This window comes from Acidovorax sp. SUPP2825 (assembly GCF_030158995.1).
Taxonomy (GTDB): domain Bacteria; phylum Pseudomonadota; class Gammaproteobacteria; order Burkholderiales; family Burkholderiaceae_C; genus Paracidovorax.
The window spans coordinates 253808-275853 of sequence record NZ_BQXK01000005.1 but is presented as its reverse complement, the minus strand read 5'-3'; the positions used below and the strand labels follow the sequence as shown (position 1 = coordinate 275853).

The window sequence follows — 22046 nt, the reverse complement described above, 5'->3', positions numbered from 1 at the left end:
CCATCCACAGAGTTATCGGTCGGTCACATCACGGCCCCGAGCTGCCAGGGCAGGAATTCGTTGTCGCCCAGGCCGTTGTCCTCGCTCTTGCTGCGCTGCCCCGAGGCCGTGGCGATCATGAGGCGAAACAGCGCTTCGCCGGCCTCGGCGATGCTCTGGCGCCCCTCCACGATGCCGCCGCAGTCGAAGTCCATGTCGAGCGCCATGCGCTGGAACATGGGCGTGTTGGTGGCCAGCTTGAGCGAAGGCGTGGGCTTACAGCCGTAGGTCGAGCCCCGGCCGGTGGTGAAGCAGATCAGGTTGGCGCCGCCGGCCACCTGGCCGGTGGCGGACACGGGGTCGTAGCCGGGTGTGTCCATGAAGACCAGGCCCTGCGTGCGCACGGGCTCGGCATAGCCCACCACGTCCATCAGCCCGGTGGAGCCGGCCTTGGCGACCGCGCCCAGCGACTTCTCCAGGATGGTGGTGATGCCGCCGGCCTTGTTGCCGGGCGAGGGGTTGTTGTTCAGATCGCCGCCGTGCAGCGCCGCGTAGCGCCCCCACCAGGCCAGGCGATCCAGCAGCTTGGCGGCGACCTCGGGCGTGGCGGCGCGGTGCGTGAGCAGGTGCTCGGCGCCGTAGATCTCGGGCGTCTCCGACAGGATGGCCGTGCCGCCGTGGCGCACCAGCAGGTCCACCGCCGCGCCCAGCGCCGGGTTGGCGCTGATGCCCGAGTAACCGTCCGATCCGCCGCACTGCAGGCCCACCGCCAGGTGCCGCAGCGGCACCGGCTCGCGCCGCGCTGCGTTGGCCTGGACGAGCATGTCACCGAGGATGGCCTTGCCGTGCGCGATGGTCTCGCGCGTGCCGCCCTCGTCCTGGATGGTGAGCGTGGCGAACAGGCCGGGCGCGCGCGCCGTCAGCGTCTCCACCAGCGGCGCGATCTGGTTGACCTCGCAGCCCAGGCCGATGACCAGCACGCCGGCGAAGTTGGGGTGGTTGGCGTAGCCGCGCAGCGTGCGCTGCAGCAGTTCCAGCCCCTCGCCATTGCCACCCATGCCGCAGCCGCTGCCATGGGTGATGGCGACCACGCCGTCCACCTGCGGGTAGGCGGCCAGCGCCTCGCCCCTGAAGGCATCGGCGATGTGGCGGCACACGGTGGCCGAGCAGTTCACGCTGGCGATCACGCCCAGGTAGTTGCGCGTGGCCACGCGGCCGTCGGCGCGCACGAAGCCGTCGAAGGTCAGCGTTTCTTGCAACGCGCCCGTGGGCCGGTAGCCCACGCCCGCGCTGTGGCCGTGGCTTGATGCCGCCATGCCCACGTTGTGCACGTGCACGTGGTCGCCGGCCGCGATGTCGGCCGTGGCGATGCCGATGCCCTGGCCGTACTTGAGCACGGCCGCGCCGCGCGGGATGGACACGAGCGCCACCTTGTGGCCCGAGGCGATGGGCTCGCGGACCTGCACGGCGTGCCCGCCGATGGACAGGCGCGTGCCGGCCTCCAGCGCCTGGCGCGCCACGGCCACGTTGTCGGCAGCGCCCAGCTGAAGGGCCAGGGGCGGGGTGGACTGCAGGTCGGTGTTCATCGTCGGGGCTGCGCGGCAGGGCGGTGGCAAACAGGGAATGAAAGGGTCAGGCGGCGGCGAGGGCCACCTTCAGGCGCGGCTGGGCCAGGTGCGGGGCATGCTCGGCCGCCAGCGCCACCAGGGGGCCGAAGCGGCGCTGCTTCTTTTGCGCATGGTTCTGCGCGATGTCGGCGATGCGGTGGTCCAGAAACGGGTTTTCGAAGCGCTCGCGCACATCGACGAGGTAGGCCTCGGCCTGCGCCCGTGCGCCCAGGGCGCCGAACACGGGCAGGATCTCCTCGGCCCACAGCGTCTCCAGCCCGGCACGCAGCGCGGCATCGGCCATGGCCTCGCGCACGGTCTCGCCGGCGGCGCGGCCTTCCTGCTGCCAGCGCTCAGCCAGGTAGGTGTGGCCGGCATTGAGCAGCAGCAGCTTGAGCCGCTCGTAGAACGCCAGGTCGTCGGTGAGCACGATGGCCGGGTGCGTGCACGGCAGCGTGAGGCGCGGGTGGCGTTCGACCACCCACACGGCATAGGGTTCGGCCACCGCGCCCACGGGCGCGATGGCCTCGGACACGATGCGGTCCACCAGCGAATTGGCCCACACGCAGTGCGCCGTGAGCCAGTCGGTGCATTCGGCCGGCAGCGCCCATTGGCGCGCCAGGCCCGCGACCACATCGCGCAGCACGTCGCCGTTGCGCTCGACCAGTTCGCACGGCAGCAGCGTGATCGGCGCCTGGGGCGCGGCCTGCCAGCGGCCGTGCAGCAGCACCAGCAGCTTGGCGGGAAAGCTGTGCGGTGGCGCGCTGCCCGGGCGCAGCGCGGCGGGGCCGTCCCGGTCGTCGAGCAGGTAGCCGCGGTCTGCGGTGTTGGAGACGATCACGCGCACCGGGCCGGCCACGGCGGCGCGCAGCTCGGGCCAGTGCGTGGCGGCCTGCCAGGCCTCGCGCACCGCCGTGCATTGCACGGTGCGGTCCACGCGCTCGCCGCCGGCGAGACCCCGGATGCGCACGGGGTAGCCCTCGCCGCGCGCCAGCGCCGCGATGCGGGCCGCGCCGTCGGGGCGGTCGGTGGTCTGCACCACGGTGATGCCGCCCAGCGCATCGCCCGCGCCGGCAGCGCCCGCGAGCGCCTCGGACACGAACAGATCGACGTGCGCCTGCAGGAACCGGCTGGTGCCGAACTGGAGGATGGGTTGGACCATGGCAGCGCGTTCCTCAGACTTCCACCAGGGCCTTGACCACGCCCTGGGCGGGGTCCAGCAGCCGCGCGAAATCGGCCGGCACGTCGGCCAGGGCCATGCGGTGCGTGTTGAGCGCCGCCGTGGGCACCTGGCCCGCGCGCATGGCGGCCAGCACGGTCTCGAAGTCTTCGGTGGTGGCGTTGCGGCTGCCCAGCAGCGTGGTCTCGCGCTTGTGGAATTCGGGGTCGGAGAAGGTGATGGTGTCGCGCACCACCGAGATCAGCACGTACTTGCCGCCGTGCGCCACGAAGCCGAAGCCGCGCTCGATGGCCTTGGCATTGCCCGTCGCGTCGAACACCTGGTCGTAGAACTCGCCGCCCGTGGCGGCGGACAGCTGGGCCTCGTCGCCCTCGCCCAGCGCCACGGCATGGGCCACGCCCAGCTCGCGCTGGCAAAAGGCCACGCGGTCCTGGCGGCCGTCGATGGCTGTCACCTCCGCGCCACGCAGCTTCGCGAAGATCATGGCGGCCATGCCGATCGGGCCGGCTCCCACCACCAGCACGCGCTGGCCGGGCTGCACGTCGCCCCGGCGCACGGCGTGCGCGCCGATGGCGAGGAACTCGATCATCGCGGCCTGGTCCAGCGTGGCGCCCTCGGCACGGTGCACGAAGGCCTCGGGCAGCGAAAGCACCTCGGTGAACGCGCCGTCGCGGTGCACGCCCAGCACCTGGATGTTGACGCAGCAATTGGTCTTGCCCTGCCGGCAGGCCACGCAGGTGCCGCACGACAGGTAGGGCATGACATAGACCACGTCGCCCACCGCCAGCCGCCCGCCGGGCACGGCCTCTTCCACCACACCCGACAGTTCGTGCCCCATCACCCGCGGGTACTGCAGGAACGGCTGGTTGCCCGTGTAGATGTGCAGGTCGGTGCCGCACACGCCCACGCGCTTGACGCGCAGCAGCACTTCGCCCTCTCCGCGCACGGGGCGTTCGCGCTCCACGGCGCGCAGGGTGCCAGGGGTTTCACAGATGACGGTCAGCATGGGGGGCTCGCAATGCAGGAAAAAGAGGGGTGGGTGGGTTCGGTGGACTGAAACGCTGGCTCAGTTGCCACCGTGGTACTTCTTGTAGATCGCCACGAGCTTGCCGTTCTCGGTGTTCTTGGTGATCCAGTCGTTGATCCAGGCCTTCAGCTCGGGCTCGTTCTTGCGCAGGCCGACGCCCAGCGGCACCTTCTGCATGACGAACTTCTGCACCAGGTCCTTTTGCGGCGATTTCGCCAGGGCCGTGTTCACGATGGCGGGCGAGGTGGCGATGATGTCCGCCTGCCCGCTCACCGCGGCGGTGACCAGCGTGGCGTCGTCGTCGAAGCGCACGATCTGCGCGCCCTTGGCGCCCTGCGTGACGACCTTGTCGTTGTTGGAGCCGCGCGTGGTGGCCACGCGCTTGCCCTGCAGGTCTTCGAAGCCCTTGATGTCCGCGGCCTTGGGGGCGGCGACCACGGCGAGGATCTGCGCGTAGGGCACCGAAAAGTCGATGACCTTCTCGCGCTCGGGCGTGACCGACAGCGAGGCGACCACGATGTCGGCCTTGCCCGTCTGCAGGAACGGGATGCGGTTGGGGCTGGTGGTCTGCACCATCTCCAGGGCCACGCCCAGGTCCTGCGCCAGCAGCTGCGCGGTCTCCACGTCGGAGCCCACGGGCTTCATCGCGTCGTCCACGAAGCCGTAGGGCGGCGATCCGGTGTCGAGAGCAATGCGGATCTTCTTGGCCTCGCGGATGTCCTTGAGCAGATCGGCATGGGCGCTGCCGGTGCCGAAGGCCATCAGGGCGGCCGAGGCCAGCAAGGTGCGCAGCAGGAAGGAACGCGGTGTTGTCATGGGGCTTTGTCTCCGTGTGAAAAGGAAGGGTTGGGGTCGGCCCCGTCTGGCGCGGGGCTCGGGAATCACCGTGGCAGCGCTACAGGCCGTTGCCGACGAAATCGCGCAACTCGGTGGTGGCCGGCGCGTCGAGGATCGAGGCCGGACCGTGCTCCCACACGCGGCCCCGGTGCATGAAGATGACCTCGTCGGCCACCTTGCGCGCAAAGCCCATCTCGTGCGTGACGAGGATCATGGTCATGCCGCCTTCGGCCAGCTTTTCCATCACGCGCAGCACCTCGCCGGTCAGTTGCGGGTCCAGCGCCGAGGTCACCTCGTCGAACAGCATCAGCTGCGGCTGCATGGCCAGCGACCGGGCGATGGCCACGCGCTGCTGCTGGCCGCCCGACAGCTGCGAGGGGTAGCAGTCGGCCTTGTCGGACAGGCCCACCTGCGCCAGCACGGCCTGTGCACGCTCGCGCACCTCGGCCTTGGCGGCCTTTTGCACCAGGCGCGGGGCGAGCATGATGTTCTCCAGCACGGTGAGGTGCGGAAACAGGTTGTAGCTCTGGAACACGATGCCCACGTCGCGGCGCAGCTGGTGCAGGTTGAGCCCCGGCGCGGTCACCTCGTGGCCGCACACGCGGATGCGGCCGGCATCCACCGTCTCCAGCCGGTCGATGCAGCGCAGCGCCGTGCTCTTGCCCGACCCGCTCTGGCCGATGATGGCGACCACCGAGCCCTTGTTCACCGTGAACGACACGCCTTCCAGCACGCGGGTGGCGCCGAAGCACTTGGAGATGTTCTCGATCTCAACGATGGGCGACATGAAAGCTCCTCTCCAGGCGCCGGCTCAGCACCGACAGCGGGTAACACAGGGCGAAATACAGGGCCGCCACGATCACGAAGATCACGAACGGCTCGAAGGTGGAGTTGTTGATGATCTGGCCCGCCCGCGCCAGCTCCACGAAGCCGATGGCAGAGGCCAGCGAGGTGTTCTTGACGATCTGCACCATGAAGCCCACGGTGGGCGGCGTGGCGATCTTCACGGCCTGCGGCAGGATCACGTGCCACACGCGCTGGTGCCAGCGCAGGGCCAGGCATTCCGCGGCCTCGGCCTGCGTGCGCGGCACCGACTCGATGCAGCCACGCCAGATCTCGCCCAGGTAGGCCGACACGTAGATCGACAGCGCCAGCGCCGCTGCCGTGAGCGGCGCCACGTTGAACCCGAGCGAGGGCAGGCCGAAATACGCCAGCGGCAGCAGCACCAAGAGCGGCGTGCCCTGGATCAGCTTGATGTAGAGGGACACGGCCACGCGCGACCAGCGCGGCCCGTACGAGCTGCCCAGCGCCACGGCAAAGCCGAGCAGCCCGCCGCCGGCGAACGCCAGCAGCGAAAGCCCCACGGTCCACAGCAGGCCGTCGAACAGGAAATGAAGGTGCGATGCGTTGAGAAAGCCCATGGTGCGTGCCTGCGGCTTTTAAAGGGGGGTGCCCAGGCGCCGGCGGCGCGGGAAGGCGACCATGGCCACCAGCCAGAGCGCGCCGCGCATCACCAGCGACATGGCCAGGTACGCCGCGGCCACGATGAGATAGGTCTCCACCGAGCGGAAGGTGTCCGACTGGATGCGGTTGGCCACCGCCGTCAGTTCTTCCGCCGAGATCTGCGAGCAGATCGACGAGGCCAGCATCAGCAGCACGTACTGGCTGGACAGCGCCGGGTACACGCGCTCGATGGCCGGCGGCAGCACCACGTGGCGCAGCGTCTGCCAGCGCGACAGGCCCATGCACTCGGCCGCTTCCAGCTGGCTTTTGGGAATCGACTCGATGCCGGCCCGCACGATCTCGCTGGTGTAGGCCCCCACGTTCACCACCAGCGCCACGATGGCCGCGGTGAACGCGCCCACCTGCAGGCCCAGCGAGGCCAGCCCGAAGTACACGATGAACACCTGCACCAGCAGCGGCGTGTTGCGGATGACCTCGATGTACACCCCCGCCAGCCGGGCCAGCCAGCGCGAGCGGCCCGTGTTGGCCAGGGCGCAGAACACACCCACCAGGAAGCCGAAGAAGGTCGATGCCAGCGACAGCGACAGCGTGGTCCACGCCCCTGCCAGGAGGTCGGGCCAGTAGGCCAGCGGCGCGGAGAAGTCGAAAGCGTAGTTCAAGGCGGTGTCGGCGTGCGGACCGCTCGGCGGCCCATCGCAGGGGTTTCTGGTAAGGCCAATTTGAGCGCCAAATTTAAATTGGCCTTACCGGGTTAACCCCAGCCGAAGGGTTTTCAGCGATCCAATGCTTGGAATCTGGTGATTTCACCCCCTACACTGCGCGCAAACCCTTTTTGGTCAGGCCATATGGTCTGGCCAATTTCAATCCACACGTTTGATGAACGACTCGACCAAAGCCTTCGAATCCCGGCGCCTGTACCAGCAGATCGCGGACAAGGTGCGCCTGCTGATCCAGCAGGGCGATTACCGGGAAGGCAGCCGCCTGCCGCCCGAGCGCGATCTGGCGCAGCAGCTGGGCGTGTCACGCCCCTCGCTGCGCGAGGCGCTGATCGCGCTGGAGATCGAGGGCAGCGTGGAGATCCGCATGGGCTCGGGCGTGTACGTTTGCAGCCGCGCGCTGCGGCGCTCCGCCCTGCCCCCTTCCATGGGCGAGAGCCCGGCCGAACTGATGCAGGCGCGGGGCGCGGTGGAGGGGGCGGTCATCGTGCTGGCGTGCGTGCATGCCACGCCGGACGGTCTGGCCCGCGTGCAGGCGAGCATCGACGCCATGCGCGCCGACATCGCGGCCGGGCGTGATGTGCTGGAGCACGACCGCGAGTTCCACGTGCGCATCGCGGAGATGACGGGCAACTCGGTGCTGGTGCGGCTGGTGGGCAGCCTGTTCGACGAGCGCCGCGGGCCGCTGGCCAGCCACATGCGCGAGCGGCTGGAAGGCCAGCCGACCTGGCATGCGGCCCTGGCCGAGCATGAGCAGATCTACCGCTGCCTCGCGGCCCGCGACCCCTTGCTGGCGGAGTCGGCCATGCGCTCGCACATCCGCGCGGCGGCGGACCGCTGGGTCATGCCCTGAGCTTCGGCACCGAGCGCTCAGCGTCGGGCGCGGCGCCCTGCTCTTTTTCCTTCGCTGCTTCTTCACTGTCGCGCCGAGCCTCACGCCGGATGCGCCACTCCGCCCTGGTGCCGCTGCCTGGACCCCCGTGCTCTGGGGGCCGAGCCGTGGCCTCCGCGACTGGGTTACCAAGAAGCGCACAATCAGGAAACGTTTGCACACGTTTGAAGTGAAAATGGCATAATTAATAAAAATGATATTTTCACTACCGCACTGAAGAGACACTGACCATGCAACACCTCAAGATCTCCACCCGATTGATCATGGGATTCGGGTTGCTCGCCACCCTCGGCGTCGCCATTGCGCTGCTCGCTGCGCTCCGCATGCAGGGCCTGGCCCAGGATCTGACCGAAGTGTCGACCAACCGCATGGTCAAGGTGGCACAGTTCACCGACATCAAGGACAACCTGAACAACGGCGCGCGCGCAGTGCGCAACATCATCATCTCCAGCGACCCGGCACTGCGCCAGGGCGAGAAGAAGAAGGTTGCCGAAGCTCGCGCGGCCAATGCCGCACTGCTCCAGCAACTGGACGCGTCGCTGGCCCTGCCGGTGACCCGCGAGCAACTGCGCATCATCAACGCCAACCGCGAGCCTTACAACCAGGCCATCGATCGGGCCGTCGCTCTGGCGGAAGCCGGTGACAGCGCAGCAGCGGGAACGTTACTGATCAAAGAAGTGCGCACCCTGCAAAACGCCTTGTTCGGCGCCGTGGACGCATCCCGCGAAATCCAGCGTGGCCTGGCCAATCAAGTCGCCAAAGAGGCCCTGGCCCATGCCCACAACATGGCCGTGGTGCTGGGTGTGGCCGCAGCGCTGATGCTGGTCGTCAGCGTGCTGGTCGGCTGGCTCATCGTTCGTGATCTCTCCCGTTCGTTGGGCGCCGAACCCTCCGCGTTGGCGGCAGCCGCCAACAATGTGGCGGCCGGCGACCTGAGCGCGGCACTGGTGGTACGCAGCGGCGACACGGTGAGCGTGATGGCCGCCATGGCCCGCATGCAGGAGGCGCTGACTTCGGTGGTGGCCACCGTGCGCCATGGCTCCGACGGCGTGGCCACGGCCAGCGCCGAGATCGCCCAGGGCAACAGCGACCTGTCCGCCCGCACCGAACAGCAAGCCAGCGCGCTGGAAGAAACCGCGGCCTCGATGGAGGAACTGTCCAGCACCGTGAAACAGAACGCGGACAACGCCCGCCAGGCCAACCAGTTGGCCGTGAGCGCATCGACCGTCGCCGTTCAGGGAGGTCAGGTGGTGAACGACGTCGTGAGCACGATGAAGATCATCGACGATAGCTCCAAACGCATCGCCGACATCATCGGCGTGATCGACGGCATCGCCTTCCAGACCAACATCCTGGCGCTCAATGCCGCCGTGGAGGCCGCCCGGGCCGGCGAGCAAGGCCGTGGTTTCGCGGTGGTGGCCAGCGAAGTGCGCAACCTGGCGCAGCGCAGCGCAGAGGCCGCGAAAGAGATCAAGTCACTGATCGACAGCAGCGTCGCCCAGGTGGGCGAGGGCACGGCGCTGGTGGCGAAGGCCGGCAGCACCATGACCGAAGTGGTCACGGCCATCCGCCGCGTCACCGACATCATCGGAGAGGTGAGCGCCGCCAGCACCGAGCAAAGCCAGGGCGTAGCCCAGGTGGGCGAGGCCATCGTCCAGATGGACCAAGTCACCCAGCAGAACGCGGCCCTGGTGGAGGAAAGCGCTGCGGCAGCCAGCAGCCTGAGCACGCAAGCCCAGCAACTCCTGCAGGCCGTGGCCATTTTCAAGCTCGGCGCACAAACGGAGGTGAGCAACGCCATGGCACACCAGGCAGGGCCATCGTTCAGCGGGCAGGCGGGCGTCGGAAAAAGGCATGCCCAGCCCGTAGCGAACACCCGTGCCATCCCCAGGCTCAGCGCCATGGCCGGCCGCTGACCAAGGCGCCCTGCGGCTGCAGATCAAGCGCTCAGATGATCTCGCAGGGCTTTCCAGCCGGCCACTGAGGCAGGCACGTCTTCGGCGCAGGCGGCCTCTTCTAGGCGGCTGGCCACTTGGTGGCCTTCGCTGCGGCCCAGCGTGAGCAGTACGGTGCGCAGGTTGTGCGCCAGCCGGCGCAGCGCGGCCAGGTCGGCCACGGCGGCGGCCCGGTCCCCCTCTGCGCGATCCTTGGGGAATTGCAAAAAGCAGCGCTCGCGATAGCTCTCGAACAGGCGGCGGTTGTTGGCGAAGTGCGTGGCCACCGCGAGGGTTTCGTGCTCCGCCAGGCCCTCCACCGCCAGGGCGGCAGGCGCGGGCGGCGGCGCAGGGGGAGGACTTTGGCCGGCCAGTTGCAGGGCATCCCGCACGCAGCCTTGCAGATCGCCCACCGAAGCCGGTTTGGCCAGCGTACGCCAGATGTTCATCGACGCCAGTTGCTCGCGCACCTTGGTGTTCAATCCCGCGCTGAACACCACGACCTTGGCGTCCGCGGCGAGGGAGCGGTCGGCGGCCATGCGCTGGATCAGCCCCATGCCGGATTCCCCGGGCATCATCAGATCGGTGATGACCAGCTGGACACGGTGCTCCGCCAGGAACTGCAGCGCCTGCTCCACGCTGCTGCAGACCTGCAGCCGCACCGGCAGGTCGTCGAGCACCATGCCGACGAAGCGGGACACCAGGGCATCGTCTTCCACCAGGAGGACGACGGGTTCATCCATGGCGCAGCGTTTCCAGGCAGGCCTGCAGCGCCCCAGGCAGTTCGGCGACCAGCCGGGGCTTGTGGATGACGGCCACGCCCTGCAGGGCGAAGGCATAGGGCGCGCGTTGCGATTCGTCGAGCGAGGTCACCACGATCAGCTCGCTGCGAGCGAACTGGGGATGGGACCGCAGCGTGGTGATCAGGGTCGCGCCATCCAGGCCGGGCAGCAGGATGTCCACGATGAGGATGTCCGGCTGCAGCTGCCCGTACAGGGCCAGCCCGGCGATGCCGTCATCGGCCACCTGCAGCCCCAGTTCCGGAAACTGCTGCTGCACGATGAGCTGGATGAGGTTCTGGAAGTGCGTCGAATCCTCGATGAGCAGCAACAGGGGCTTTTTCGGCGCGCCGGCCTCGGTTCCGGCCCCGGTCCGGGCGTCGTCCGCCCGGCGGTTGTGCGGCTGCGCCGGGGCGGCCTTGTTGCCCTGCAGCCATTGCTGCACGGATGCGCGGGAAATGCGCCGGTGCCCGCCGGGCGTCTTCCAGGCTTGAAGCTCCCCGCGATCCACCATGAGTTGAACGGATCGAACGGCCATGCCGAGCAGCTTGGCCACCTCCAGGGTGGTGCAGTGATCGGTCACGTCGGAGATCTCAGGAGCAGATGTTGCCATGCGTGAATTGTGCCGCTGTTGGGTTCAAAACAAACAAATTTAAAGATGATAAAAATGATTTTTCTGATTAAAATCAGCCAACGACGCTGTTTTTTATTTCTATCATTTTCTCACCATCCGATCCCATGGCCTTCACCGCTCGTCGTCCCTGCTCAAGCGTCTGGCAAAAACCCGGCGCCGCGCTGCCATGGGGCGAGCCTGGCCTGACGCGCCTTCCCCGAAACCCTGAGATCGGTCAAGGTAAAGGCACAGGCCGACACGGGCGACCGGGCACCGGCCCCTATGATGCGCTGACACCCCAGGCCGCCTTCCCGGCGGGCCTGCATCCCGAGGACATCGCGCGCCCCCTTTCCTGCAGGGCGCGGCCCTGAAGAAATGGATGGCATGAAGCGGATCGTCCTTTCCCTCTCGCTGCTTTCCGGGGCCTGCCTGGCCGCATGGCCGGCGGTGCAGGCCGGGCCGGTGTCCGATCGGGTGCGCTCGACCGGGGTCTTGCGGGTCTGCATCTGGCCCGACTACTACGGCGTGACCTACCGCCATCCCCGCACGCGCGAGCTGAAGGGCATCGACATCGACCTGTCGGCCGAACTCGCGAAAGACCTGGGCGCGCGCCTGGAGTACGTGGATTCCTCCTTTCCATCCCTGGTGGCCGACCTCACCAGCCGCCGGTGCGACGTGGCCATGTCCGCCATCGCCGTGACCCCGCAGCGCCAGCAGGTGCTGGATTTCACGCAGCCCTACCTGCACAGCGACGTGTACGCCATCACCACCAAGAACAATGCCGTGGTCACGCAATGGTCCGACATCGACCAGCCCGGCGTGCGGGTCGGCGTGCAGCAAGGCACCCTGACGGGGCCGATCATGGCGGCGCAGTTGCAGCATGCGCGGGTGGTGCCGGTCGACGCGCCCGCCACGCGCGAGCAGGAGCTCATCTCCGGCCGCGTGGATGTGTTCATGACCAACTACTTCTACAGCCGCCAGTTGCTGGACAACGCCAACTGGGCCAAGCTCCTCGTGCCGGCGCATTCGATCCGGGTCGTGCCCTACGCCTACGCGGTGCGGCCCGGCGATGGTGCCTGGCTCCGGCAGATGGAGGATTTCGTGGCCCGCATCAAGCGCGACGGCCGGCTCAAGGCCGCCGCGGAAAAGAACGGCCTCGGCCAGGTGATCGAGCCCTGACATGACGATGAAACGCCGCGCTCCCTCCCCACCCTCCCTCGCGGCGGAACCGGCGCTGCGCTTTCGCGGGCTGCCGGCCAGCGGCCTCGTGCTGGCCGCCGGCGTGGCGGCCGCGCTGCTGGCGGCGGCCGCGATGGCCCTGCTCGCCGTGAACGACATGCGTGCGACGATGACCGCCAGCCAGGTGCAGGCCCAGTTGCTGGCCCGCATCATCGAAGACCAGGCCGCCCGCACGTTCGATGCCGGCGACATGGCGCTGGGCGTGCTCGCGCATTCGCAGGCACTGACCGATGCCCCCACCAGCACGCAGGCGATGGAGGTCGCGATGCGGCAGGTGCTGGCCGGGCTGCCCTTCATGCGCGGCGTGGCGGTGGTGGACACCAAGGGCCTGGTGGTCGCCAGCACCGTCACCGGCGAGGCGGGTACCTTCATCGACGTCACGGGCCTGGGGCCCTGGGTGGAGGAAGAACGCCAGCGCATCGGCCCGCTGGTGCCGGGCCGCAGCCTGGGCAGCCTGCGCCGCACCACGCCCCCCGACGTGGCCCCGGCAGGCATGTCGTTCATTCCGCTGCTGCGCGGTTTCCGCACCAACGGCGGTCGGGACCTGATGCTCGTGGGGCTGGTCAATCCCGGTGCGCTGTCGAACTTCCAGTACCTCACCCTGGAATCCCTGAGCTACGACGCGGTGATCGCCAGCGACGACGGCCAGGTGCTGGCCAGCTCCGCGCCCGCCGCTGCCCTGGTCGGCCGGCGGATCGACAACCTGCCCGTCTTCCACAGCTACCTGCCCCACCGCGACTTCGCCAGCTACATCGGCCAGGGCGTGCTGGGCAGCGACCGCATCCTGGCCTTTCGCGCCTCGCGCGACAAGCCACTGGTGGCGATCGTGGAGGAGTCCTACGCGATGGCGCAGGACCGGTGGCTGCAGGAGGCCCAGAGCATGCTCGGCATCGGCCTGGCCGCCGTGCTGCTCGCCCTCGGACTGACCGCGACCGCCTGGCGCGGCCTGCGAGCGCGCGAGGCCGCGCAGCGCTCGATGAACCTCGCGCAGCGAAAGATCGCGCAGAGCCAGCACGATCTGGCGGTGCTCATCAGCAGCGTGCAGGAGCTGATCTTCCGCACCGATGCGCAAGGCGTCATCACCTATGCCAACGCGCGGTGGGACACGATCAGCGGACGCAGCCCTTCGCATGCCGTGGGGCAGACGCTGCCGGACATCGTGGACTCGGTCAGTCGCAACGAGGTCGTGGCCATGCTCGACACCGAATCCACGGCGCAGGCGCGCACCTGCCAGGCGCTGATCCGCAGCGCCGATGGCCGCCACCTGCTGTTCGAGCTGGCGGTGGTACCGCTCATCAGCGAAGGGCGCATCGCCGGCTTCGCCGGCAGCGCGGTGGACGTGACCGGGCGCTGGGAGGCGCAGCTCAAGCTGCAGGCCCAGCTGGCCTTCCAGAACCTGCTGCTCGAAACCACGCCCCTGCCCATGTCCCTGACCGACAAGGACCATTGCGTGGTGCTCGTGAACCGTGCCTGGGAGGAATACAAGGGCCGGGGCCGCGCGCTGGTGATCGGCGAGCGGCTGCATGCCTTCCTGCCGCCGGACGAGGCCAACGTCGTGGTGGAGGCCAACCAGCGCCTGCTGATGCAGGGCGGCAAGATGACGCTGGAGACCCGGCTGCTGCACGGCGACGGCACCCACCGCGACGCCCGCGTCTTCAAGGCAGCGCTGACCGACGAGATGGGCCATGCCACCGGCGTGCTGAGCATCCTCATGGACGTGACCGACTTCCGCATGGCCGAGCGCGCCATCCAGGAGGCGCGCACCGCGGCCGAGGAGGCCTCGCGCACCAAGTCCGAGTTCGTGGCCAACATGAGCCACGAGCTGCGCACGCCGCTGCAGTCGATCATCGGGTTCGCCGAGCTGGGCGCGCTGCGCAGCCCGGCCGATGCGCGGCTGGCCGGCATGTTCACCGACATCCACTCCTCAGGGCAGCGCATGCTCACGCTGGTCAACGACCTGCTGGACGTGGCCAAGATCGAAAGCACGGTGGGTACCTTCCACCTGGAGCGCACCGACCTGCGCGGGCTCATCCGCTCGGTCGCGCGGGAGTTCGACCCCCTGCTCGCCCGGCACCGGCTGTACCTGCATCTGGAGCTGCCGGATCTGCCGCTGGTCGCCAAGGCCGATCCGCTGCGGTTCCAGCAGGTCGTGCGCAACGTGCTGGCGAACGCGGTCAAGTTCTCGCCCGGGGGCTCGACCATCGAGCTGCGCGGCTTCATGGACGGCCTGGGGCAGATCCACATCGAGATCGAAGACAGCGGCCCGGGCGTGCCCGAGGAAGAGCTCGAGCGCATCTTCGAGGCCTTCATGCAGTCGAGCAAGACGCGCGACGGCTCCGGCGGCACCGGCCTGGGCCTGGCCATCTGCCGCAAGATCGTCGAGGCCTTCGGCGGGCGCATCCATGCGAGCAACACGGCCCAGGGCAGCGTGTTTCACATCGTCCTGCCGGCACGCGGCGCGTCCGAAACCACGCCGGCGCCGCTGACCTCCACGGTGTAGCGCCTGGCGCCTGCGGCGTCCGCGCAGCGCACGCGGCGCGGTCCTTCAGCACACGCCGGCGCGCTCAGTACTTCGCGAAATTCGCCGTGATGCGCTGGCGCAGGTAGTCGCCCGCGGTGATCGGCGGGTACTTGCGGCCCGGGCCTTCCACCACGGCATCCTCGTTCGCCTGGCAGAAGAACGCCAGGCTGTAGCGCGCGCCCTGGTATTCGTGCGGCAGCGGAGTGCGCACGCGGTGGAAGTTGCTGGGCAACTGGTCGTCGCTCCAGCGCGTCAGCATGTCGCCGATGTTGCAGGTGATGACGCCTTCGGCCGGCTCCACGCTGGTCCACTGGCGGCTCTCCATCTCCTTGCCGGGCAGCACCTGCAGCCCGCCCTGGCCCGGGCGCTGGAACAGCAGCGTGAGGCAGTCGAAATCCGTGTGCGCGCCCGCGCGCCACAGGCCCAGTTCGTCCTTGAGCGCCGGGTCCACGGCGAAGTAGTGGAGCATGCGCAGGGTGCTCTGGTAGGCCGCGCTCGACGGGTCGTGCGCGCGGGTGAAGAAGTCCGGATCGAACCCTAACCGGTCCGCAAAGCACGACAGCAGTTGCATGCCCACGTGCCAGCACTGCGCCTCGAAGCGCAAGGTGGCTTCCTGGAACCCCGGCAGCTCGGCCTCGCTGGGCCACAGGCCCGCCATGCGCGGCCGGGTGACCTGGTAGGACTCCTTCTGGTCCGGCGTGCGCGTGGACGGGCGCACCTGCGCCTTGTGCTCCCAGCCGGCATTTCGCGCCAGCGGCCACTGCGCCTTGGTCTCGCGCCGCAGGTCGAAGAACGCCTGGGCGCGCGCGAACGCGTTGCGGATGTCCTGCACCGGAATGCCGTGGCCGGTGACCTGGAAAAAGCCGATCTCGACCGAGGCGCTCCACAACTGCTCGGCGATCTCGGCCTTGCGGTGTTCGAAGTCGGACAGGTCGATGCGCCGGATTTCGCGGGCGCTGGTTTCCGCGCCCATGCCGCCCATGCGGGCTTCCTTTTCCAGTTCGCCGCGCACATCGGCGGTGGCGTCTGCGGGGTCGCCAGGGGAGATGGCGGGGTGATTGGCGGTGCTTTGCTGCTGCATGGCGGGTTTCCTCGTCGGATGAACCAAGGCCCATGGCGGACACGGCCAGGCAGGCACGCGCCACGGGGCTCTTGAAGGGGACAAAGGCGGCGACCGGCAGCACGCATTCGCCAGGACGGCAACGGCGCGCCGGCGGCCACCACCGGCTTCAAGAGCAATGACCCGCCGATGGGGCCGCACGGGGCAGGCCATCGGGCTGAACGCTTCTACTCTTGCGGGGCGTGCAAGCAAATCGCAGGCCAATCCGTGCGCAGCGGGTGGACCAGCGCTGCGGCGCCGCGGCGGCACGGGCCGCCGCGCCGCGCCTCACCGCAACGGGGACCGCCACGCACCACCCGTGTGCCCGCCCCGCCGGAAATGCACCAGCGGCGACACGCCTCCGCCGCACCACACACGCCCACACCCTGAGCCGACTCCAACGGCGTCGTGCAGGCACGCTTCATGCAACGCCGCCTCCGAGTAGAAGCGTTCAGCCCGGCCCGTTCCCCACGGCGCCGTTGCCCGGAAATTGCTCAGTTCGCACCGATGCACGGCGCAGATGCGCCGTGGCCGGCTGTCATCCCCGAACCTGGAGCCACCGCCATGCAACGCCGCCGATTCCTCGCCACCTCCGCCACCACCCTCCTGTCCGCCACCCTGGCCGCACCCGCCGTGCACGCCCAGGGCAAGGCCACCACAGCGCTCAAGTTCACCCTCGACTTCCGCGTGACCAGCCAGACCGCGCCGTTCTTCCTGGCCGCCGCCAACGGCTACTACAAGGACGAGGGGCTGGACGTGGCCATCGACGTGGGCTCGGGCTCCGTGGCCTCGATCACGCGCGTGGCCAGCGGGGCCTACGACCTGGGGCTGGGCGACATCAGCGCGCTGGCCGAGTTCCACGCGCAGAACGCCGACGCGCCGGTGCAGGCCATCTACCAGTACTACAACCGCGCGCCCTTCGTCATCATCGGCCGCAAGGACCGCGGCGTGACCACCGACTTCCAGTCGCTCAAGGGCAAGCGCGTGGCCGCCGCCGCCGTGGAATCCACGCGCCGCAGCTGGCCCATGGTGGCGCGCCAGCTCAACGCCAGCCCCGACCTGTTCCAGTGGGTGACCACCGACTTCAGCGCGCGCGACAACGTGATGGTGCGCGGCGACGTGGACGCGGCCACCTACTTCCACGACTCGGCCGTGTCCCTGTTCGCCCGCATGCCGCCGCAGGACCTGGCGGTGCTCGAGTACGGCAAGACCGGGCTCAACCTCTACGGCAACGCCATCCTGGCCGGCCGGCTGCTGCAGGAGCGGCCCGATGTGGCGCGGGCCTTCCTGCGCGCCACGAACCGGGCGCTGCGCGAGACGCTCTCCAACCCCGATGCGGCGATGGCCGCCATCAAGGCGCGCGAGCCCATCCTGAACATGGACATGGAGCGCGCCCGCTGGGCCATCACGCGGCAATACCTCGCCACGGCCGAGACGCAGGCCATCGGCCTGGGCAGCGTGAACCCCGAGGTGCTCGCGCGGCAGATCGACGAGATCGCCACCACCTTCGGCCTGGCCCGCAAGCCGGCGGCCGAGCGCGTGTTCAACCCGGCGTTCCTGCCCGCTGCGGCCGACCGCAAGGTGCCGGCCTGAAAGCGGAGACCGCCCGATGAACATGCCTGCTTCCCCCGCTTGCGAACTGCCCGAGGAAGTCCCCCTCGCCCCGCGCGACGGCCTGTACCTGCGCCGTGCCATCGCCCTCGCCGACCAGGCCCGCGCGCGCGGCAACCGACCGTTCGGCGCCGTCATCGTGGGTGCGGACGACCGCATCCTGGCCGAGGCCTGGAATGCCAACGGCGAGACCGGCGACTGCACCGCGCATGCCGAGACCTCGGCCGTGCGGCTGGCCAGCCCGCACCATCCGCGCGAGGCCTTCGTGCAGGCCACGCTGTATTCGTCCGGCGAACCCTGCGTGATGTGCGCCGGCGCGATCTTCTGGGCCAACATCGGTCGCGTGGTGTACGGCATCGACGCCGTGCGGCTGCGCGCCTTTCGCGGCGAGCGGCTGGACCAGCGCGACGCCGAGCTGTCGTGCCGCGACGTGTTCGCGGCCTCGTCCCATGCCATCGAATGCATCGGCCCGGCGCTGATCGAGGAGTCCTCGGCCTCGCACCGGGGCGCATGGAAAGCCTGAAGTCCATCCCCTTCGCCCGGTCGGCATCGAATCGGCCCGATGCCGGCGGATATCATGCCGGTCTAGCTCACGATTTGATAGCAACCGCATGACCTGGCACGCCCACCTGCAACTGGACTACCGCCGAGAGGCCGAGCGCACGGTGGCGCGCTTCGAACACGGCGGCCCGCTGCGCATCCTGCAAAGCCTGTACCCGGAAGGCGATGCGGTGTGCCACAACGTGCTGGTGCACCCGCCCGGCGGGTTGGTGGGGGGCGACACGCTGGACATCCGCACCACGGTCGCGGCCGGCGCGCACGGCCTGGTCACCACCCCCGGCGCCACGCGCTTTTACCGATCCACCGGTGCCCCCGCCTTGCAGCGCACGCACGCCGTTCTGGCGCCCGGCGCGCGGCTCGAATGGCTGCCGCTCGAAGCCCTTTGCTACAACGCCTGCCAGGCCGAGAACCGGCTCACGCTGGAGGTGGCCCCGGGCGCCGAATGCCTGGGCTGGGACGTCACCGCGCTCGGGCTGCCCCACGCAGGGCAACCCTTCGAATCGGGCCGCTTCACCCAGCACATCGAGGTGCCGGGCGTGTGGCTGGAGCGCGGCCGCATCGACGCGGCGGACCGGCTGCTGCTCGACGGCCCGCTGGGCCTGGCGGGGCACCGCTGCATGGCGTCGGTCTTCTTCATCGCCGGCGAGGCCCTGACCCGCGAGCGGCGCGAAGGCGCGCTGGACGCCGCCCGCGCCGCCATCGACGGGCACCCGCTGGCCGCCACGGCCGGCGCCACCAGCCCCCATCCGAACGTGGTGGTGGTGCGGGTGCTCGCGCCCGTGGTGGAGCCCGCCATGGGCCTGCTGCAGGCCGTTTGGGCGGCCTGGCGTGCTCAGTGCTGGGGCATGGCGGCGCAGCGGCCGCGCACCTGGTCGGTGTAGCGTGCCAGAGGCGCGCATTCGGCGTACGGCGTGCGATACGTCCCGACACCCGGCATTACAAAAACGCACGGGCCACGGCAGAACCCCCTCCTAGAATCGGCCGGCCGCGCTGAACCGCCCGGGCGCCCTGCCCGTTGCGCATGCTCCTTTTACGCGGCGCCAACCCTTTCACCCCGCCATGTCCGATCCCTACGCCCTAGAGCGCAGCCGACCCCATGCCCCTGGATGCCTGCAATCGAAAATCGCACTGCAATTCGACGGAAAGGTCCTGCGCGGCACGGGCACGCAATCCGTCCTCGCGCTGCCCGCCGTGTCCGGCAAGCCCAAGAACGGCCACTTCGACTACTCCACCGAATGGCAGAAGACCCGCAATGCCGGGCCCATCCCCGAAGGGGACTACTGGATCCAGCCGTCCGAGATGTGGGCCAACAACTGGCTCAAGAACCTGTACCGCTCGCCACGCGCGGCCTGGGGCAACTTCCGGCTGACCATCCACCCCTATCCCGACACCGAGACCTACGGGCGCGGCGGCTTCTTCATCCACGGCGGCTCGACGCCGGGCAGCGCCGGCTGCATCGACCTGACCGTGCACATCGACAAGTTCGTCGAGAAGCTCAAGAACGAACTGGGGGGCCTGCACGAATGCTACATCCCGCTCACCGTCCGCTACCCGGCCGAATGATGGCCCGCAGCACCACCGCGCTCCTGGCCTTGGCTCTGGCACCGGGGCTGGCCCTGGCGGAAGTCAGCGACAAGACGCCGGCCCTCTGGCACATCTGGGCCGTGGCCCTGGGCGCCTCGGCCGTGTGCATGGCGGGCATGGCCTGGCGCCGGTGGCTGGGCGCGGCGCTGGCCGTGGTGCCCGCGCTGTGGTTCGCCGGGCTGCTGCTGGAGATCCACTCCACCGACGTCGGGCCCTACCTGTATGCCGAACAGGGCTGGAGCTACTACCTGCAGGCGTACCTGGCGCTCGCGCTGTTCCTCGCCAGCCTGGTGCTCGGCCTGCGCCTGGGCGAGCGGCGGCGAAGGGCATCCGGCGCGGCGGCCGGAACCCAGCCGCGGACTTGAAGGGCCTGCCGCCCCAAAAGCGGCCCTCTTCGCGTCAGAACGTGCCCGGAAACGCCCCGCCGTCGGCCAGCACGTTCTGCCCCGTCAGGTAGCCCGCCTGCACGCTGCACAGGAACGCGCAGATCGCACCGAATTCCTGCGGCGTGCCGTAGCGGCCGGCAGGAATGGCCGCCTGGTGCGCGCGGCGCACATCGTCTTCGCTCTTGCCGGTCTTCTGGACGGTCGCCTGGATGTTGGCCGACAGGCGATCGGTGTCGAACTTGCCCGGCAGCAGGTTGTTGATCGTCACGCCCTTCGCCGCAATGGAGCTGCGCGAGGCGCCCGCCACGAAGCCCGTGAGACCGCTGCGCGCGCCGTTGGACAGGCCCAGGATGTCGATGGGCGCCTTCACCGCGCTCGACGTGATGTTGACGATGCGCCCGAAGCCCCGTGCCGCCATGCCGTCCACCGTGGCTTTGATCAGCTCGATCGGCGTGAGCATGTTGGCGTCCACCGCCTTGATCCAGGCATCGCGGTCCCAGTCGCGGAAGTCGCCCGGCGGCGGGCCGCCCGCGTTGGTGACCACGATGTCGAACGCCGCCCCGGGCCCGCCCTCCACCGAGAGCGCTGCGGCCCGGCCCTCGGGCGTGGTGATGTCCGCCGCCACGGCCAGCACGACCGGCTGCGGGTGCTTGTGCGCGAGCGTGGCCGACTCATTGGCCGCCGCGGCCAGCAACTGCGCCGCGGCTTGGTCCAGCGCCTCGGCGTTGCGGGCGTTGATCACCACGTTCACGCCCTCGCGCACCAGCGCCTCGGCGCAGCCATACCCCAATCCCTTGCTGGCGCCGCACACCAACGCCCATTTACCGGCAATACCCAGGTCCATAGTCTCCTTTCACGGCCGGCGCGCCCGGCCCGTTGCGAATCGCAAAAAGAGGCACCGCACGCGCCCTGCTCCCGGTGCGCCAGCGATCGAAGGACCATGATACGAAGCGCCGCGCGCCAGCGCCGGGCAAGGGGAATGCCCGGCGCCAGGCACCGGCTCCGCAGGGCGTCAGCCCGCGGGCTTGCGCGCCGCCATGCGGGTGAAGACGAAGATGCCCGTGAGCACCAGCGCCGTGCCCGACGCCACCCACAGCGTGAACGGCTCGTCCAGCAGCCACACCCCCATCAGGATCGTGGACAGCGGCCCCACCATGCCGGCCTGCGCGGCCAGGCCCGCACCCACGCGCTCGATGGCCATCATCACCAGCAGCACCGGCACCGCCGTGCACAGCGTGGCGTTCAGCAACGACAGCCACAGCACCTCGGGCGCCACCACCGCCGCGCCCAGCGGCCGCAGCACTGCGAACTGCAGCAGGCAGCACACGCACGCCACCGTGGTCGCCAGGCCCACCAGGCGCAGCGAGCCGATGCGCTTGACCATCTCGCCGCTGTACACCAGATAGACCGCATAGCTCACGGCCGACAGGAACACCAGCAGCACCCCCCAGGCCACGTATGCGCCCTGCAGGCCCGCCTCGTGCCCGAACACCAGCACCACGCCGCAGTAACTGATTGCCATGCCCAGCATCTGCCCCCAGCGGATGCTGCGGCGATACAGCACCCAGCCCAGCACCACCACCAGGGTCGGGTTGAGGTACAGGATCAGCCGCTCCAGGCTGGCGCTGATGTACGCCAGCCCGGCGAAGTCGAGAAAGCTCGCCAGGTAGTAGCCCGTGAACCCCAGCCACGCCACGCCTGCCCAGTCGCGGCGCGTGAGCGGCGCCTTGCCCCGGCTGGACCACCACGCCATGGCCGCGAAGATCGGCAGCGCGAACAGCATGCGGTACATGATGAGCGTGACCGCGTCCACGCCGTGGCGATAGGCCAGCTTGACGATGATGGCCTTGCCGCTGAAGGCGATGGCGCCGACCAGGGCGAGCGCCATGCCGGCGGCCACGCCGGCATTCGGCGCGGGCAAAGGCCCCGAGGGCTGCACTGGAACGGAAGCGGACGCTTCGACGGCAGGGGCCGTGGAGCGCGCGGTATCGGGGGGTGTGGACTGCTGCATGGATTC

21 protein-coding genes are annotated in these 22046 nt (G+C 69.4%); 9 read left to right on the top strand and 12 right to left on the bottom strand.

Features of this window, described 5'->3' with window-relative positions; all coding sequences use genetic code 11:
- Positions 1 to 23: 23 nt before the first annotated feature.
- From AVAK2825_RS09065 to AVAK2825_RS09035, 7 genes are all read right to left on the bottom strand, one after another.
- A complete protein-coding gene (locus AVAK2825_RS09065) occupies positions 24 to 1565 on the bottom strand; it encodes a UxaA family hydrolase (protein ID WP_284396885.1) in 1542 nt (513 codons plus the stop codon).
- A gap of 46 nt (positions 1566 to 1611) precedes the next feature.
- Positions 1612 to 2748, bottom strand: coding sequence for a mannitol dehydrogenase family protein (locus AVAK2825_RS09060; RefSeq protein ID WP_284396884.1), 1137 nt, complete (start codon positions 2746 to 2748; stop codon positions 1612 to 1614).
- Between the two features lie 13 nt (positions 2749 to 2761).
- The gene (locus AVAK2825_RS09055) at positions 2762 to 3772 is read right to left on the bottom strand and encodes a zinc-binding alcohol dehydrogenase family protein (RefSeq protein WP_284396881.1); all 1011 of its coding nucleotides are present in this window, start codon (positions 3770 to 3772) and stop codon (positions 2762 to 2764) included.
- A 60-nt stretch (positions 3773 to 3832) separates the two neighbouring features.
- The gene (locus tag AVAK2825_RS09050) at positions 3833 to 4609 is read right to left on the bottom strand and encodes a transporter substrate-binding domain-containing protein (protein WP_284396879.1); all 777 of its coding nucleotides are present in this window, start codon (positions 4607 to 4609) and stop codon (positions 3833 to 3835) included.
- A 79-nt stretch (positions 4610 to 4688) separates the two neighbouring features.
- Positions 4689 to 5417: an amino acid ABC transporter ATP-binding protein gene (locus AVAK2825_RS09045; protein ID WP_284396876.1), complete on the bottom strand. Its 729-nt coding sequence runs from the start codon at positions 5415 to 5417 to the stop codon at positions 4689 to 4691.
- Positions 5401 to 6051: an amino acid ABC transporter permease gene (locus AVAK2825_RS09040; protein ID WP_284396872.1), complete on the bottom strand. Its 651-nt coding sequence runs from the start codon at positions 6049 to 6051 to the stop codon at positions 5401 to 5403. Before AVAK2825_RS09040 ends, AVAK2825_RS09045 begins: the two co-directional genes overlap by 17 nt.
- Before the next feature lie 18 nt (positions 6052 to 6069).
- Positions 6070 to 6753 (bottom strand): amino acid ABC transporter permease, encoded by a 684-nt coding sequence (locus AVAK2825_RS09035; protein WP_272551408.1) that lies wholly within the window; start codon positions 6751 to 6753, stop codon positions 6070 to 6072.
- A 217-nt stretch (positions 6754 to 6970) separates the two neighbouring features.
- Here AVAK2825_RS09035 and AVAK2825_RS09030 point away from each other — a divergent pair, with 217 nt between their 5' ends.
- Positions 6971 to 7663 (top strand): FadR/GntR family transcriptional regulator, encoded by a 693-nt coding sequence (locus AVAK2825_RS09030; RefSeq protein ID WP_284396868.1) that lies wholly within the window; start codon positions 6971 to 6973, stop codon positions 7661 to 7663.
- A gap of 269 nt (positions 7664 to 7932) precedes the next feature.
- A complete protein-coding gene (locus AVAK2825_RS09025; protein WP_284396866.1) occupies positions 7933 to 9618 on the top strand; it encodes a methyl-accepting chemotaxis protein in 1686 nt (561 codons plus the stop codon).
- 23 nt (positions 9619 to 9641) lie between these two features.
- Here AVAK2825_RS09025 and AVAK2825_RS09020 read toward each other — a convergent pair whose 3' ends face one another.
- Complete coding sequence (locus AVAK2825_RS09020; protein WP_284396863.1) at positions 9642 to 10379, bottom strand: response regulator; 738 nt, start codon at positions 10377 to 10379, stop codon at positions 9642 to 9644.
- Positions 10372 to 11028 (bottom strand): response regulator, encoded by a 657-nt coding sequence (locus AVAK2825_RS09015; protein WP_272567680.1) that lies wholly within the window; start codon positions 11026 to 11028, stop codon positions 10372 to 10374. Before AVAK2825_RS09015 ends, AVAK2825_RS09020 begins: the two co-directional genes overlap by 8 nt.
- Before the next feature lie 384 nt (positions 11029 to 11412).
- Between AVAK2825_RS09015 and AVAK2825_RS09010 the strand changes: the two genes are divergently transcribed.
- Together AVAK2825_RS09010 and AVAK2825_RS09005 are read left to right on the top strand one after the other, a co-directional pair.
- A complete protein-coding gene (locus tag AVAK2825_RS09010) occupies positions 11413 to 12207 on the top strand; it encodes an ABC transporter substrate-binding protein (RefSeq protein WP_349817163.1) in 795 nt (264 codons plus the stop codon).
- Between the two features lies 1 nt (position 12208).
- Entirely contained in the window at positions 12209 to 14767 is a 2559-nt protein-coding gene (locus AVAK2825_RS09005; RefSeq protein ID WP_284396859.1) for a sensor histidine kinase, read from the top strand.
- Between the two features lie 64 nt (positions 14768 to 14831).
- Here the strand turns inward: AVAK2825_RS09005 and AVAK2825_RS09000 are convergent, their stop codons facing one another.
- Positions 14832 to 15770, bottom strand: coding sequence for an isopenicillin N synthase family dioxygenase (locus AVAK2825_RS09000; RefSeq protein ID WP_284396945.1), 939 nt, complete (start codon positions 15768 to 15770; stop codon positions 14832 to 14834).
- Between the two features lie 681 nt (positions 15771 to 16451).
- On the opposite strand from AVAK2825_RS09000, the gene AVAK2825_RS08995 reads away from it, so the two are divergent.
- The 5 genes from AVAK2825_RS08995 to AVAK2825_RS08975 all read left to right on the top strand — a co-directional run bounded on the left by AVAK2825_RS08995 (position 16452) and on the right by AVAK2825_RS08975 (position 20008).
- Complete coding sequence (locus AVAK2825_RS08995; protein ID WP_284396857.1) at positions 16452 to 17480, top strand: ABC transporter substrate-binding protein; 1029 nt, start codon at positions 16452 to 16454, stop codon at positions 17478 to 17480.
- 16 nt (positions 17481 to 17496) lie between these two features.
- Positions 17497 to 18021: a nucleoside deaminase gene (locus tag AVAK2825_RS08990; protein WP_284396855.1), complete on the top strand. Its 525-nt coding sequence runs from the start codon at positions 17497 to 17499 to the stop codon at positions 18019 to 18021.
- A gap of 88 nt (positions 18022 to 18109) precedes the next feature.
- On the top strand, positions 18110 to 18940 hold the full coding sequence (locus AVAK2825_RS08985; protein WP_284396851.1) for an urease accessory protein UreD: 831 nt from the start codon (positions 18110 to 18112) through the stop codon (positions 18938 to 18940).
- Positions 18941 to 19118: 178 nt separating this feature from the next.
- The gene (locus tag AVAK2825_RS08980) at positions 19119 to 19622 is read left to right on the top strand and encodes a tlde1 domain-containing protein (protein WP_284396849.1); all 504 of its coding nucleotides are present in this window, start codon (positions 19119 to 19121) and stop codon (positions 19620 to 19622) included.
- Positions 19622 to 20008, top strand: a complete 387-nt coding sequence (locus tag AVAK2825_RS08975; protein WP_284396847.1) for a hypothetical protein — start codon at positions 19622 to 19624, stop codon at positions 20006 to 20008. Before AVAK2825_RS08980 ends, AVAK2825_RS08975 begins: the two co-directional genes overlap by 1 nt.
- Positions 20009 to 20042: 34 nt before the next feature.
- Here AVAK2825_RS08975 and AVAK2825_RS08970 read toward each other — a convergent pair whose 3' ends face one another.
- Complete coding sequence (locus AVAK2825_RS08970) at positions 20043 to 20873, bottom strand: SDR family oxidoreductase (protein WP_272567669.1); 831 nt, start codon at positions 20871 to 20873, stop codon at positions 20043 to 20045.
- A gap of 168 nt (positions 20874 to 21041) precedes the next feature.
- Positions 21042 to 21917 (bottom strand): DMT family transporter, encoded by an 876-nt coding sequence (locus AVAK2825_RS08965; RefSeq protein ID WP_284396942.1) that lies wholly within the window; start codon positions 21915 to 21917, stop codon positions 21042 to 21044.
- Positions 21918 to 22046 lie beyond the last annotated feature (129 nt).

Coding starts and splice junctions, on each gene's coding strand:
- AVAK2825_RS09065 (WP_284396885.1), bottom strand. CDS start 1,565: ATGAACACCGACCTGCAGTCCACCCCGCCCCTGGCCCTTCAGCTGGGC.
- AVAK2825_RS09060 (WP_284396884.1), bottom strand. CDS start 2,748: ATGGTCCAACCCATCCTCCAGTTCGGCACCAGCCGGTTCCTGCAGGCG.
- AVAK2825_RS09055 (WP_284396881.1), bottom strand. CDS start 3,772: ATGCTGACCGTCATCTGTGAAACCCCTGGCACCCTGCGCGCCGTGGAG.
- AVAK2825_RS09050 (WP_284396879.1), bottom strand. CDS start 4,609: ATGACAACACCGCGTTCCTTCCTGCTGCGCACCTTGCTGGCCTCGGCC.
- AVAK2825_RS09045 (WP_284396876.1), bottom strand. CDS start 5,417: ATGTCGCCCATCGTTGAGATCGAGAACATCTCCAAGTGCTTCGGCGCC.
- AVAK2825_RS09040 (WP_284396872.1), bottom strand. CDS start 6,051: ATGGGCTTTCTCAACGCATCGCACCTTCATTTCCTGTTCGACGGCCTG.
- AVAK2825_RS09030 (WP_284396868.1), top strand. CDS start 6,971: ATGAACGACTCGACCAAAGCCTTCGAATCCCGGCGCCTGTACCAGCAG.
- AVAK2825_RS09025 (WP_284396866.1), top strand. CDS start 7,933: ATGCAACACCTCAAGATCTCCACCCGATTGATCATGGGATTCGGGTTG.
- AVAK2825_RS09020 (WP_284396863.1), bottom strand. CDS start 10,379: ATGGATGAACCCGTCGTCCTCCTGGTGGAAGACGATGCCCTGGTGTCC.
- AVAK2825_RS09015 (WP_272567680.1), bottom strand. CDS start 11,028: ATGGCAACATCTGCTCCTGAGATCTCCGACGTGACCGATCACTGCACC.
- AVAK2825_RS09010 (WP_349817163.1), top strand. CDS start 11,413: ATGAAGCGGATCGTCCTTTCCCTCTCGCTGCTTTCCGGGGCCTGCCTG.
- AVAK2825_RS09005 (WP_284396859.1), top strand. CDS start 12,209: ATGACGATGAAACGCCGCGCTCCCTCCCCACCCTCCCTCGCGGCGGAA.
- AVAK2825_RS09000 (WP_284396945.1), bottom strand. CDS start 15,770: ATGGGCGGCATGGGCGCGGAAACCAGCGCCCGCGAAATCCGGCGCATC.
- AVAK2825_RS08995 (WP_284396857.1), top strand. CDS start 16,452: ATGCAACGCCGCCGATTCCTCGCCACCTCCGCCACCACCCTCCTGTCC.
- AVAK2825_RS08990 (WP_284396855.1), top strand. CDS start 17,497: ATGAACATGCCTGCTTCCCCCGCTTGCGAACTGCCCGAGGAAGTCCCC.
- AVAK2825_RS08985 (WP_284396851.1), top strand. CDS start 18,110: ATGACCTGGCACGCCCACCTGCAACTGGACTACCGCCGAGAGGCCGAG.
- AVAK2825_RS08980 (WP_284396849.1), top strand. CDS start 19,119: ATGTCCGATCCCTACGCCCTAGAGCGCAGCCGACCCCATGCCCCTGGA.
- AVAK2825_RS08975 (WP_284396847.1), top strand. CDS start 19,622: ATGGCCCGCAGCACCACCGCGCTCCTGGCCTTGGCTCTGGCACCGGGG.
- AVAK2825_RS08970 (WP_272567669.1), bottom strand. CDS start 20,873: ATGGACCTGGGTATTGCCGGTAAATGGGCGTTGGTGTGCGGCGCCAGC.
- AVAK2825_RS08965 (WP_284396942.1), bottom strand. CDS start 21,917: ATGGCGCTCGCCCTGGTCGGCGCCATCGCCTTCAGCGGCAAGGCCATC.